Annotated in this window: 10 protein-coding genes and 1 pseudogene; 5 read left to right on the top strand and 6 right to left on the bottom strand. The window is 56.3% G+C overall.

Annotation, left to right across the window (positions count from 1 at the left end):
- Positions 1 to 38 precede the first annotated feature (38 nt).
- The 3 genes and pseudogenes from JY391_RS17135 to ompA form a co-directional block, all read left to right on the top strand.
- Positions 39 to 326, top strand: a pseudogene (locus tag JY391_RS17135) (GNAT family N-acetyltransferase); the annotation flags it as partial.
- A gap of 191 nt (positions 327 to 517) precedes the next feature.
- Positions 518 to 1,147 carry a helix-turn-helix domain-containing protein gene (locus JY391_RS17130; RefSeq protein ID WP_211934718.1) on the top strand — a complete coding sequence of 210 codons (630 nt, stop codon included), beginning with the start codon at positions 518 to 520 and terminating at the stop codon, positions 1,145 to 1,147.
- A gap of 113 nt (positions 1,148 to 1,260) precedes the next feature.
- The gene (gene ompA, locus JY391_RS17125; RefSeq protein WP_211934717.1) at positions 1,261 to 2,304 is read left to right on the top strand and encodes a porin OmpA; all 1,044 of its coding nucleotides are present in this window, start codon (positions 1,261 to 1,263) and stop codon (positions 2,302 to 2,304) included.
- 35 nt (positions 2,305 to 2,339) lie between these two features.
- On the opposite strand, the gene JY391_RS17120 is transcribed toward ompA, so the two are convergent.
- The 6 genes from JY391_RS17120 to paoA form a co-directional block, all read right to left on the bottom strand.
- Entirely contained in the window at positions 2,340 to 2,708 is a 369-nt protein-coding gene (locus JY391_RS17120) for a KPN_03583 family lipoprotein (protein WP_060571141.1), read from the bottom strand.
- A gap of 311 nt (positions 2,709 to 3,019) precedes the next feature.
- A complete protein-coding gene (locus JY391_RS17115) occupies positions 3,020 to 3,574 on the bottom strand; it encodes a nucleotidyltransferase family protein (protein ID WP_374197221.1) in 555 nt (184 codons plus the stop codon).
- Positions 3,574 to 4,506: an XdhC family protein gene (locus JY391_RS17110; protein ID WP_211934716.1), complete on the bottom strand. Its 933-nt coding sequence runs from the start codon at positions 4,504 to 4,506 to the stop codon at positions 3,574 to 3,576. The genes JY391_RS17115 and JY391_RS17110 overlap by 1 nt, the downstream gene beginning before the upstream one ends.
- 9 nt (positions 4,507 to 4,515) lie before the next feature.
- Positions 4,516 to 6,714 carry an aldehyde oxidoreductase molybdenum-binding subunit PaoC gene (gene paoC / locus JY391_RS17105; RefSeq protein WP_211934715.1) on the bottom strand — a complete coding sequence of 733 codons (2,199 nt, stop codon included), beginning with the start codon at positions 6,712 to 6,714 and terminating at the stop codon, positions 4,516 to 4,518.
- A 3-nt stretch (positions 6,715 to 6,717) separates the two neighbouring features.
- On the bottom strand, positions 6,718 to 7,668 hold the full coding sequence (locus JY391_RS17100) for an FAD binding domain-containing protein (protein ID WP_060571145.1): 951 nt from the start codon (positions 7,666 to 7,668) through the stop codon (positions 6,718 to 6,720).
- Complete coding sequence (gene paoA, locus JY391_RS17095) at positions 7,665 to 8,237, bottom strand: aldehyde dehydrogenase iron-sulfur subunit PaoA (protein WP_211934714.1); 573 nt, start codon at positions 8,235 to 8,237, stop codon at positions 7,665 to 7,667. The genes JY391_RS17100 and paoA overlap by 4 nt, the downstream gene beginning before the upstream one ends.
- Before the next feature lie 370 nt (positions 8,238 to 8,607).
- Here paoA and JY391_RS17090 point away from each other — a divergent pair, with 370 nt between their 5' ends.
- Both JY391_RS17090 and JY391_RS17085 read left to right on the top strand, forming a co-directional pair.
- Positions 8,608 to 10,161, top strand: a complete 1,554-nt coding sequence (locus tag JY391_RS17090) for a peptide MFS transporter (protein WP_211934713.1) — start codon at positions 8,608 to 8,610, stop codon at positions 10,159 to 10,161.
- A gap of 448 nt (positions 10,162 to 10,609) precedes the next feature.
- Positions 10,610 to 13,603: an autotransporter outer membrane beta-barrel domain-containing protein gene (locus tag JY391_RS17085; RefSeq protein ID WP_229264066.1), complete on the top strand. Its 2,994-nt coding sequence runs from the start codon at positions 10,610 to 10,612 to the stop codon at positions 13,601 to 13,603.
- Positions 13,604 to 13,847: the final 244 nt, after the last annotated feature.

The following is a 13,847-nucleotide window of genomic DNA, read 5'->3' as shown; positions in this document are numbered from 1 at the left end:
TCGCGTGTTCGGTAAGATGACCTGCTAATCATGGGCGTATTGACGGTGAAGATTTACAGGAAGGGGAGGCGCACCTGCGCTGGTTCATTCTGGATGATGGCTGCCGGGGGCATGGCATCGGGCGAAGACTGTTGGCTGAAGCCATGCGGTTTTGTGATGAGAAAGGCTTCCATACGGTACATTTATGGACCTTTAATAAGCTGACGGCGGCGCGTCGGCTGTATGAATCGTTTGGCTTCAGGCTTGAAAAAGAGTGGCGGGGCGACCAGTGGGGAAACCGTATCATCGAACAGCAATTTACCCGGCGTAACGCGTCCGAAATTTAAAAATAAACAACATTTATGCTCATCAGGAAAATAAATTCCTGTAGGGTTAGATAATCACGCAGGGCAGTCATCCCGGCAGTCATTTCTTTCCCCTGACTTTTTACAACGAAGCATGAATACGTTTTTGACTATCTTATTGCGCGTCCCGACTGGACTATACTGACATCACTTTTCAGTGATAAGGATCCGTCATGCTTGTTTTACCTCCCGTTCGCCCCGAGGAATCCATCGCCCGCCTGACGGCGATCATTGAGCCGGTCGCAGAAAAACTGACCATCGCACCGCGAAAACGGATGACCTGGACTTATAAAGGCCGCCAGCAGATGTATTTACTGCTGGAGGGCGAACTGTCCATTCTTCGCGCTTCGGATGGTCTTTTGATCGTTACGGTTTACGAACCGCATCTGTTCGGAATCGCAGAAATGATACAGCCGACACAAGGTCATATATTGCGGGCAGAATCTGTCTCCACCGTACTGCGTGTTGATGCGCAATTGGCGGCGGCGCGCTTTCGTCAGGAGGGCGTCTGGGAAGACGTGGCGGCGTTGCTCTCTTACCATACGGCATATCTGATATATCGCGATGCGCAGATCGTGCAGCAACGTACCTATTCGGTAATACGTAACCATCTGCATGAAATGATATTATTGCCTGAAGAAACGCGTATGCGTACCACCATTCTTGACTATATTCAGGATCGCACGCTTTTATCGCGCAGCAGTATACTGAACGTCCTCTCTGCGCTCAAACAGGGGAAATATATCACCTTCAAGCGCGGGGGGTATCTGCTTGAACTGGGTCATCTTCCCGAGAGTTTTTAAAATTTAAAATTAAACAGAAAACGAATTAACCCGTTGCGACTTTCGTTATATCGTTTGCCCACTGAGTCACTTTGCAAACGAATCTAACTCAGGTTCAGGTAAACGGGAAATACATGAAAAAGACAGTAATAGCTTTAATTGTCGCGAATGCGTTCAGCGCTACATCTGCCTTCGCGGCAGCGGACGCGGGCACCTGGTACGGCGGCGCAAAATTTGGCTGGTCACATTATTTTGATGCGAAAACCGGTGCCAAAGCGGTCGAAAATAATAATGACTCGAATCATTTTAATATCGATCGTGATAACGTCGGCGGAGGGATTTACACCGGCTATCAAATCACCCCGTGGCTGGCGGTGGAAGGCGGTTACGACTACTTAGGCAATATGCAGATCGCCGGTCAGCACGGTGGCTCGGGGGCAAAACTGAAGGCGCAGGGTCTGCAAATGTCTCTGAAAGCCAGCTATGCCGTCACGAATAACTGGGATGTCTATGGCCGTGCAGGGGCGATGGGCTATCGCGCGGAGTCTGACGTCAGCGGGCATAACCGTTTTGAAACTGGCGTGCGTCCACTGGCGGCCGTCGGTACGGAATACGCCTTCAATAAAAGCTGGGCTGGCCGTGTCGAATACCAGTGGGTCAGCAACGTCGGCAACGCCAACCAGATTGGCGTAAGCAGTGACGTCAGTTCCGTGACAGCCGGCGTAACCTACCGCTTTGGTCAACACGATGATGCGCCTGCCGTGACGGTCCCGGTTGTCGCGCCCGCACCCGCGCCGGAACCGCGGCATTTCAACCTGAAATCTGACGTGATGTTTGACTACAACTCGGCAACGTTGACTGCGGAAGGCCAGTCAGCCATTCGTCAGCTTTATAACAGCCCGGGTCTGCAGCCTGCGAAAGATAAATCCACCGTAGTAGTAGGGTACAGCGATCGTACTGGCAGCGAGGGGTATAATCAGGAACTCTCCGCCCGCCGCGCGCAGACGGTGGCCGACGCGCTGATGACGCTGGGGATCCCGGCGCAAAATATTCGCGCCGAGGGTCGTGGCGAAAGCGAATCCGTCACCGGCGCACAGTGTGACGGCAAGCAAGGGCAGACACTGATTAACTGTCTGTCACCGGACCGCCGGGTGGTTGTGGAAATCAGCGACACGTAAATGAAAAAAACCGACACACGACGTGTCGGTTTTTTTTATCCACGAATAAGCGGAGACAGGGCGTTTTCAATTTTGCGTAACCCCGTCTCATTTCTCTCCGTAAAGTAATGTTCATTCATCATCTGCAACTCTTCCAGTTTCGATAACGCTGCGTAAACGCGCTGCACGTCATTATCGTGTTCAAATATCTCTTTCGGTTTCACTTCCTGCAAATAACGCGTTTTTATCGACGCCGACAGCGTAGAGATATGCTGATGATTGTACTGGTACAACGAAGCAAGCTGCGATAAAGGTATTTTCGCCGCGCTATCGTTCGGTTGCACAAGCGGAATTTGCATCTGTCGGATTGGTTCAATCTTATCTGCTCCCGTCGCGCTGCAGGCGGTGAGCGTAAATAAAGTCATAAACAAAACATTTCGGGATAATCTTTTCATCTCTGTTGGCCTGGCAAGAAAGTCAACGCAATTATCCAGACTGGCTACGAATGCTATAGAGAAAGATTGTTTATTTTTAAACAACGAATAAAACATCCAGGCCGTAGTGCAGCATTGCTATGCGACCGGGTTAATTCGTTGCGGCTTATTCCGGCATACCGTGTGGCAGGCAAGGAAAATAAAAGATAAGGTCACAGGGGTATTGTGAGCATCCAGCGTGAAGGTCAGGCCATGTAACAGCCGGACTATAACGGCCCGACGCAGGATGCGCGCGTTCCCTGTTACCGCCGTTCTGTATGACTATGCAGGCGGGCCGCCCGCAAATCGTCGGGGGTGTCGATATCAAACGTGATGCCCGCATCGTCCAGCGCCAGATCGTAGACCTCGTTTTCCGTACGCGCAGTATGCACGATGGCCTTCGCGCCCGTGTCGCCAGACAGCGCCAGCAGCTGCGGTAGCCAACGACGTCCAAACCCGACCGGATGCCCATGCTGCTGACGATACCAGGGCACGACCACCGAATATTGCGCTAACCCCGCCGCGACAGCTTGCAGCGACGCAGGACGAATCAACGGTAAATCCGCAGGCAGGAGCAACCATCCACTCGCCTCAGCCGTCGCGCGAACCCCCTGCGTAATGGATACCCCCATGCCGCTTGTTCCGCCAGCGGGCCGGACAAGGTGCCAGCGCAACCCGGCATCGTCAACCGCCCGGAGCACATGCCCGAGCACTGAATCCGCGCCAATCCGCGCATCCAGCTTATGCCCGGAGGCGCCAGCCCTGGTAAAGCGTTCGCCTTTTCCGCCCGCCAGAACAATCACCACCGGCGGCGACATCAGGATGCTTCGCTTTTCAGCCGCGTCGCCGCCACGTCCGCCAGCACTGACAGTGCCAGCGAGCGGGCATCGCGCGCTTTGGGAAAAATGCCCACAGGCGCGTTGATGCGGGCGATATCCTTCTGTCGCCAGCCGTGTGCGCAAAGTCGGGCAACCCGTTTCTGGTGCGTGCGGTAACTGCCCAGTGCGCCGATATAAAACGGCTTTGCCGCCAGCGCCGCCTGCAAAACGGGAAATTCGCGGTCAAGATCGTGCCAGAGCAAAAGTACCGCCGTATCGGCATCCGGTGGCGGGAAAAGCGTGGCGTCGGCGCAAAGCTGCACATCGTAGCCTGCCGCTTCGGCGAGCAGCGCGGTGGTCTGCGCCTCTACGGAGCGACCAAATATCATGACCCGCACGCAGGGGCGAAAGCCCAGCGCAAATTCGCCGTTGCGCCAGCGTGTTTTGCTGTAACCAGGCTGAACGGCTAACGTTTGTGAGGTCGGGCAGTAGCGCAACGTCACGGGCTGGCGGCGTTCAAGCTGATGCAAGACTTCGTGCAGCGGCTGTGCCGAGCGCAGCGTATGAATGTTGAGGGTAATCCCTCCGCCGCAGGGAAGCACAATGTCGAACCACGGCGAGCCTTCACCGTAGCGCACAGTGCGATCCTGAGCGCAGCGGATCGCCTCCATCGCTTCAAAGGCGACCGCCCCTTCCACACACCCACCGGAAACAAAGCCGCAATACTGTCCGTCCTCGCGTACGGTCATCTGCGCCCCCAGCGGACGCGCCGCGCCGCCGCGGATGTCGACCAGCGTCACCAGCGCCGCCCCCATACCGTTCGCTAACGCCTCCAGCGCAAAGCGTAAAATATCCCGGCTATCATCGGTCAGAAAGGCAGCCTGAGGCGTCCTGCACGGCGCGTCCGTCAGGCCGATAAGCGATTGCTGCATACACTCTCCTTACACCACATCCGGCAGCTCACTGAGCAACGAATCCAGTCTGACCGGATAATCCCGCACCCGTACGCCCGTGGCGTTATAGACCGCGTTAGCGATAGCCGCGCTGACGCCGCAAAGCCCCAGCTCGCCGACGCCTTTCGCTTTCATTGGCGAGGAGATCGGGTCGGTGTCATCCAGGAAAATCACCTCCTGCTCAGGGATATCAGCATGTACCGGCACTTCGTACGCCGCCAGATCGTGGTTAACGAAATAACCCTGCCGCGTGTCCACCGCCAGCTCTTCCATCAGCGCGGCGCCAATCCCCATGGTCATGGCGCCAATCACCTGGCTGCGGGCGGTCTTCGGATTCAGAATGCGGCCCGCGGCGCACACCGCCAGCATCCGGCGTACCCGGATCTCGCCGGTCGCGGCGTCAACGCCAACTTCCACAAAGTGGCCTGCAAAGGTGGACTGCTGGTATTTCTCCGCTAAATCGCCAAACTCGATCTTATCTTCCGCACTCAGCGCACCGTCTGCTGTCGCCTCGCGAAGCGAAACCCGGCGTCCGTCGCCGCAGATTTCTCCTGCTTCAAATACCGCCGTCTCGGGGTTGAAGCCCAGTTTTTTGGCGATGGATCCCCGTAGCTTGACGCAGGCGGCGTATACGCCTGCGGTGGAGGTATTGGCGCCCCACTGTCCACCGGAACCGGCGGAAATGGGGAAGGCGGAGTCGCCCAGCCTGACGTCGACGCTTTCCAGCGGCAGGCCGAGCATCTCCGCCGCCGTCTGGGCGATGATGGTGTAGCTGCCGGTGCCGATGTCGGTCATGTCTGTTTCAACGGTCAGCGTACCGCTGGCGTCCAGCGCCACCCGCGCGCCGGAAGGGGCGACAAGGTTATCGCGAAAACCCGCCGCCATGCCCATGCCGATCAGCCAGTTGCCTTCGCGGACCTCTCCCGGCGTGGCGTGACGTTGTTGCCAGCCGAAGCGCTCAGCGCCGGTGCGCAAACAGGCGATCAACTGACGGCGCGAGAAAGGGCGATCCGGGTTGGCCGGATCCACCTGCGTGTCGTTAAGAATGCGAAATTCAACCGGATCCATGCCTGCCTTGATCGCCATCTCGTCGATCGCGATCTCCAGCGCCATCAACCCCGGCGTTTCTCCGGGCGCGCGCATGGCGTTGCCTTCCGGCAGATCGAGCCTGGCGAGGCGCAAACCGGTATGACGATGCGCGCCTGCATAGAGAAACCGGGTCTGATTTACGGCCGTTTCCGGTGTGCCGTCGCGCAGGTTGCCGGACCAGCTGTCATGGGCGATAGCGCTGATTTTACCGTCGCGATCGGTGCCGATGCGAATATGCTGGATGGTTGCCGGACGGTGGGTGGTGTTGTTCGGGATCAGCGGGCGGGGCAGCATGACTTTGACCGGGCGCTTCACCGCTCGCGCCCCCAGCGCCGCCAGCAGGGCATCGCTGCGCAGGAACAGCTTGCCGCCAAAGCCGCCGCCAATATAAGGCGAGATCACGCGGATATTTTCCTGCGGGATGTTCAGCGTTTCGGCCAGATCGGTATGCGCCCAGTTAATCATTTGGTTTGACGTCCAGAGGGTCAGTTTGTCGCCTTCCCAGACGGCCATTGAGGCGTGAGGCTCCATCGCCATATGGCTCTGGTCAGGCGTGGTATAGATCGCGTCCAGCTTCACCGCCGCCGTTGCCCATGCGGTGGCGAAATCGCCGACGTCCTGATCGGGCTGATCCTCCGGCGGGGTGGTGACCGACGGCTTCTCTTTTGCCAGATCGTATGCGCCCGGCTCGCGCTGGTACTCAACCTGGACCAGAGAGGCCGCCGCGCGCGCCTGCTCGAAGGTCTCCGCCACGACCAGCGCTACCGCCTGCTGGTAATGCTCAATGTCCGGTCCGCCCAGTAGCGAGGCGGCGTTACGCTCGCCCTTGCCGAGTGGACCGGCGTTTTCTGCGGTCACCACCGCGAATACCCCCGGCGCGTTCAGCGCGGGCTGGGTATTCATCGAAATAATACGGCCTTTCGCGATCGCGGCGTCAACGATATAGCCGTACGCCACATCCGGTGCGATATCATGCCATTCATAGGCGTAAGGGGCGGTACCGGTGGTTTTTTTGGGGCCATCAATACGATCGTGCGGTTGACCCACTACGCGCATCCGATCGACAGGATTGGTTCCTGCTGGTTTTTCAAATTTCATCGCTTATGCCCCCGCTTCTGTCAGCACTGAGGCGAGCGTCCGCTTCGCCAGGATCAGCTTGAATGCGTTTTCCGCCGTGGGATGCGCGTCGGCAAACAGCGCGTCATACACCGCCTGCGCGCCGTGCGGCAGTTGTGCGTCGGCTTCCGCCTTTCGCCAGGGCTTGTGCGCGACACCGCCGAGCGCCACGCGTCCGGTGCCGTCTGGCTGCACAATGGCGGCAACCGAGACCAGCGCGAACGCATATGAGGCGCGATCGCGCACCTTACGATAAATATGCGTCCCACCCACGGGAGGGGGAAGGGTAACGGCAACGATAAACTCGCCTGGCTGTAAGACATTTTCGAGATGCGGCGTGTCGCCCGGGGCGCGATAAAAATCAGCGACGGGAATACGGCGCTCGTTGCCGTCCGGGTTCACCGTCTCGACAACCGCGTCAAGCAGGCGCATCGCCACGGCCATATCGCTGGGGTGGGTGGCGATGCAGGCGTCGCTGACGCCAACCACGGCATGCTGACGGCTGAATCCGCCAAGCGCGGCGCATCCACTGCCCGGCGAGCGTTTATTGCAGGGCTGGTGGGTATCATAAAAATAGGGGCATCGCGTGCGCTGCAGCAGGTTTCCCGCCGTCGTGGCCTGATTACGCAACTGACCCGACGCGCCAGCCAGCAGGGCGCGGGAAAGCACCGCGTAGTCACGGCGAATACGCTCGTCGGCCGCCAGATCGGTATTGCGCACCAGCGCGCCAATCCGCAGGCCGCCGTCGGCGCTGGCCTCAATCTGATCCAGATCCAGACCGTTCACATCGATCAGGTGGGTGGGCGTTTCAATTTCCAGCTTCATCAGATCGAGCAGATTCGTGCCGCCCGCAATGAATTTCGCATTGCCATGACGGCGGGCGCTGGAGGCCGCGTCTGCGGGCGTTGCCGCTTTCTCGTAGGTAAAGGCTTTCATGGTTTCAGTTCCCCGGCGGCATCTTCTATGGCGGCAAGGATATTGCTGTATGCCCCGCAGCGGCAGATATTGCCGCTCATCCGTTCACGAATTTCGTTCGCGGTCATTTCCGGCGGCGAGACCAGATCCAGCGTAACGTGGCTGGGGATCCCCTCTTCGATCTCCTGCAACATCGCGACGGAAGAGCAAATCTGACCCGGCGTACAGTAGCCGCACTGGTAGCCGTCATGTTGCACAAAAGCGGCCTGCACAGGATGCAGCGCGTCGGGCGTGCCCAACCCTTCAATGGTGGTGATTGCGGCGTCCTGGTGCATCACCGCCAGAGTCAGACAGGCGTTGATGCGACGACCGTTCAGCAGCACGGTACAGGCGCCGCACTGCCCATGATCGCAGCCTTTTTTGCTGCCGGTCAGATGCAGATGCTCACGCAGCGCATCCAGCAGGGTGGTGCGGGTATCCACGTGCAACTGCTGCGGCTTGCCGTTGACATTCAGGGTGATGGGGACGATTTCAGGTGGCGACGTTACGGGCAGATGATTCTCACCCTGGTTATTGCCTAGGTTGCTCATGCCAGGCCTCCGGTCGGTAAAAAAGGAAAATGAAAAACGTGTTTGAATCGCTAAGGACGTTTTTTAAACATTAAGCATAGTCGGCACTGGCGCTGGGATTAGTCTTAAAACAGAGAGGGGAGCCACGCAGCGAGAAGCGATAAAGGGAAGTCAATCACATTTCCGTTTTTGCCAACAGAAAATCTATAAAACTAGACGATTGTCGAGTTTTTGCCTTAAAGTCCCCCCTTCGGCACTAGACAAAACTGCCGCATGGTTATCAAATGGTTAAATAATATTTCGCTGAATGTAATGATCGGCCTGACTATTCTCAGGACCGGCGGCAATTCAGTGTCTACAAGCAAAACGACACACCCTTTCGGGAGAAATTATGCATTCCTCTGTTAATAAAAACGAAAGCCGAACGTTCTTCGGCCATCCTTATCCGTTGGGCGCCTTGTTCTTCACTGAAATGTGGGAACGTTTTTCCTTTTACGGCATTCGTCCATTATTAATTCTGTTTATGGCGGCGACGGTGTACGAAGGCGGCATGGGACTGGCGCGCGAAAATGCCTCCGCTATCGTTGGGATTTTTGCCGGGACGATGTATCTGGCCGCGTTACCGGGCGGCTGGCTGGCGGACAACTGGCTCGGCCAGCAGCGGGCGGTATGGTATGGCTCGATTCTGATCGCGCTGGGTCATCTGTCTATCGCGCTCTCCGCCTGGATGGGCGATAACCTGTTCTTTATCGGCCTGATGTTTATCGTGTTGGGCTCTGGCCTGTTCAAGACCTGTATCTCAGTGATGGTCGGAACCCTGTACAAAAAAGGTGATGCGCGGCGTGACGGTGGCTTTTCGCTGTTCTACATGGGCATCAACATGGGGTCGTTTATCGCCCCGCTGATCTCCGGCTGGCTGATTAAAACCCACGGCTGGCACTGGGGCTTTGGTATCGGCGGGATCGGGATGCTGGTGGCGCTGATCATCTTCCGCGTGTTTGCCGTTCCGGCCATGAAACGCTATGACAGGGAAGTTGGCCTGGACTCCACCTGGAACAGTCCGGTGGCGAAGAAAAACGGCGTGGGCGCGTGGCTGATCGCACTGGCGGTGGGCGTCGCTATTATTGTGATGCTGATCGCGCAAGGGGTGATCGTTATCAATCCGGTGGCGGTCGCCAGCATGCTGGTGTACGTCATTGCCGCCTCCGTGGCGCTGTACTTTATTTATCTGTTTGTCTTTGCCGGACTGACCCGCAAAGAACGCGCGAGACTGCTGGTCTGCTTTATTTTGCTGGTTTCCGCCGCTTTCTTCTGGTCGGCGTTTGAGCAAAAACCAACCTCGTTTAACCTGTTTGCTAACGACTACACCAACCGTATGGTGGGCGATTTTGAGATCCCGGCAGTCTGGTTCCAGTCGATCAACGCCCTGTTTATCATCCTGCTGGCGCCGGTATTCAGCTGGGCGTGGCCTGCGCTGGCGCGTAAAAATGTACGTCCGGGCAGTATCACCAAGTTTGTGATTGGTATTCTCTGCGCGGCAGCGGGCTTTGGCCTGATGATGATGGCGGCGCAAAACGTGCTGAACAACGGTGGGGCGGGCGTGTCGCCGTTCTGGCTGGTCGGCAGTATCCTGATGCTGACCCTGGGCGAGCTGTGCCTGAGTCCGATCGGTCTGGCGACCATGACGCTGCTGGCGCCGGAAAGAATGCGCGGACAGATGATGGGACTGTGGTTCTGCGCCAGCGCGCTGGGTAACCTGGCGGCGGGACTGATCGGCGGTCATGTAAAAGCCGACCAACTGGATATGTTGCCGGACCTCTTCGCCCGTTGTTCCATCGCCTTGTTGATTTGCGCCGCCGTATTAATAGTGTTGATTGTACCGGTACGCCGGATGCTGGAAAATGCCCAGCAGAAGACGGAGCAAAAACCGATAAGCCATGCCTGAATAACAATAAAACCTTTATTTTCAAACCGGTGCTAAAGGCGCCGGTTTATTTTTGCCATAAATAAAAAAGCATCTTCCGCAGTTTATCGCCATATAACGAAAAGTCTTAAAGGGAGGAGGGGCAGAAGCGTTATTTCTTCTTTGAGATTTAAGAAATGATCTTTTCTTACTTTTCTGGTTTTTAATTCTTAATTTAAGATTATTTAAAGAATTTAGCTCTGCTTATATTTATGATTTCAGATTTGCTGTCTGAGGTGGAGTTAAGGTTATTTCATTTGAGATCCCCTCATTCAGCCGCGAAAATAGCCCTATCGAAACGGTTGCTGCTGGCAACCATCTTTTAAGTCACTATCCCTCACGTATTTATGTCGTACAGGCAAATGGGAATATTTGCCTGGAAAATATGGCTCGTCAGGTAACGGAGTACTTTTTAATTATGAAACCTGTGATGTCTTTTTATTTATTTAAACCCAGTAAAATCGCCTTATTATTAAGTTCAATTTTGTCTGCCGCTTCGCTTCCGGTTTACGCTGAAGGCGAACGCATCGTTATTGATAGCCGCACGCCTGTAGCTGATCGCACGTTAACTATCGCCGATGGCGCCGCCATGGAATATATCGGCGTATCGGCAAGTGACGCCAGCGTTACGGTTAACGGTAAAATTGATATGGTCAGTCCAGAAGGCAACACCGGCGCCAGCGTGTATGTCAGCGGTGGTATGCTGGATTTCGGTAAAGGCTCCACTATTGGCTATAAGACGCTCTCCAGCTCCGTCGCTGATGCGGTTCGGGTCTATGGCGGCACCTTCAAAGCCGAAGATCTCTCTATCACCCAGACCGGCGTTCCGACGATTGGCATTTCTGCCGACAACAGCGGGAATGTGGTTCTTACGGGCGACACCCGTATTGATATGACGATTACCGACCCGGTGACGGTATCGTCAAGCATTATGGCCTCCGCCATCACGTCATATCGGGATTCAACCATCGCGCTGGACAACCTGACCGTCAACTATGCTGACAGCAAGTCCCCCAGCGAAGTGGGTACCACGACCGTTGAAGCGCTGGAGTTCCGCGGCCTGAGCACGAAGGTTACCGGCGATGTCAACGTCGATTTGCAGTCCACTTCCGCAGTCTATCTGGAAGGGATGAACGTGGGCAGCCATGGTGATTTTGAAGGCGACACCAACATCCGTATCAACACCAACGCGGCCGTTGATGGGGTGAAAGGGTTGGTTCTCGAAGATCACTATGAGACCACGGCCAGACCCGGCAGAGAAAATAAGATCAATTTTAATGACGTGAATATTAACGTCACCAATACGGTAGACGAATATAAATTTGGCTTAAATACCGGCCTTTCATTCCTCGGCGAAGTCTCTGATTTGACGATGAATAATCTGACTATCAAGGCAACGGCGCCCGGCAACGCCAGCGTGATTGGCGCCCTGTTTCACGGCAGCGAAGAGTCCAGCGTGAGAATAAACGACGTGGATATTTCGCTCACCGGCGGTGAAAGCACCAATATGTACGGCCTCCAGGGCGTGAACGCGAAGGACATTGTGCTCAACACGCTAAACGTACAGACGCAGGGCGGGGATCGGGTTGAACTGTTACGCAGCGCCAACGCGCGCATTCTCGGCGACGTTACGCTGGGCAGCCAGCAAGGGCTGGCGAGCGCGAAAGGCGATCTGCTCGCCATTTACGGTTCTGTCGATATCAGCAACAACAATAAGTTTATGGCGTGGGGCGACATTCACTCCGAACGCGGACATGTCGTTAACATTAAAACCGGCGACAACTCGTATCTCTACGGCAGCACGAAGAAAGTCTCTGACGGGGTGATCGATCTGGCGTTTAACGGCAGCAGCAGCCGCTGGGATATGACCGATTCTTCCAGCGTCACTAACCTGACGCTGAATGACGCGACGCTGAACTTTGCTCCGGCTATGGCGAGTAGCCGTAATCTGACGCGCGAAACGGTGCCGTTTAAAACCCTGACGGTAGACGGCGATTACGCGGGCAATAACGGCACTATCATCATGCGCACGCAACTGGGCGATGACAGTTCTCAGACTGACCGGATGATCGTTAACGGCAACACTTCCGGCGCCACCAATGTGACGGTGGTGAACGCAGGCGGCGCAGGTGGGCTGACCACCGACGGTATTGAGCTTATCAGCGTGGCCGGAAATTCTGACGGCGAGTTCAAACAAAGCGGACGTATCGTGGCGGGGGCGTATGACTACACTCTGGCGCGCGGTGAAGGCCAGAACGACAAGAACTGGTATCTGACCAGCGGCCTGACGCCGGACCCGCAGCCGGAACCCGAACCAGATCCGGTTGATCCCGTAGACCCTGTCGATCCGGTAGATCCCATAGACCCTGTAGACCCTCTGGACCCTGTCGATCCGGTGGCACCACCAGCACAACCGGAACCGCAGAGGCCATCCCCGACCCCGCGCGAAAACGCGGTGCGTCCGGAAGCCGGTTTGTACGGTATGAACCTGCAGGCGGCGAACACGATGTTTAACACCCGTCTGCACGACCGCCTGGGCGAAACCCATTACGTCGACGTGCTGACCGGCGAGAAAGCGGTGACCAGCCTGTGGCTGCGCAACGTCGGCGGTCACACCCGCCAGCAGGACGGCAGCGGCCAGCTGGAGATGCAGGCCAACCGCTATGTGATGCAGCTTGGCGGCGACATCGCTCAGTGGTCTTCCGACAACACCGACCGTTTCCACCTTGGTCTGATGGCGGGCTATGCCAACCAGAAGGCTCGGGCGGAAAACCAGCGTAACGGCAACCGCGCCGACAGCCGCATCAGCGGTTACAGCGTCGGTCTGTACGGCACCTGGCTGCAGGATAACGCCACCCACGAAGGCGCGTATGTCGATACCTGGGCGCAGTACAGCTGGTTTGACAACACCGTTTCCGGTCGCGGCGTCGAATCCGAAGAGTACGACTCAAAAGGCTTCACCGCGTCGGTGGAATCCGGCTACACCTGGAAGCTGGCGGACATCAGCGAGCGTAACGCGCTGTATATCCAGCCGAAAGCGCAGGTCACCTGGATGGGCGTGAAGGCGGACGAACACCGCGAAGCCAACGGCACCCGCGTGGAAGGTCACGGTGACGGTAACGTGCAGACCCGCATTGGCGTGCGTCTGTTCGGCAAGGGCCACAATAAACTGGATGACGGTAAAGACCGCACCTTCCAGCCGTTTGTCGAAGCGAACTGGATCCACAACAGCAAGGAGTTCGGCGTGTCGATGAACGGTGACAACGTGGATCTGGACGGCACCCGCAATATCGGCGAGCTGAAGGCCGGTGTGGAAGGCCAACTGACGAAGAACGTCTCCCTGTGGGGCAACGTCGGCCAGCAGGTCGGTGACAAAGGCTACAGCGACACCTCGGCGATGATTGGTATTAAAGCGTCGTTCTGATAAGTCACCTCGGATAAGGCGCGTTGCGCCTTATCCGACATTTACCGGTGATACTTACACTGCGGAAATACCCACTATTAAAAAGTGGGTATTGCTTAACGGGATGATCTTAAGATTTTCCTGTCCTGATTTTAGAAGAATAAAACACTGCTAATAAATAAAATACTTATATATTAAAAAGGTATTGTTTTTATATACAGATAATAAATTCAATTTTTTAGCTAAGGTCATTTCATTTGTCCTG

It is taken from the genome of Citrobacter sedlakii (assembly GCF_018128425.1).
GTDB classification, from domain to species: Bacteria; Pseudomonadota; Gammaproteobacteria; order Enterobacterales; family Enterobacteriaceae; genus Citrobacter_A; species Citrobacter_A sedlakii.
This window is presented reverse-complemented; position numbering and strand designations above follow the sequence as displayed.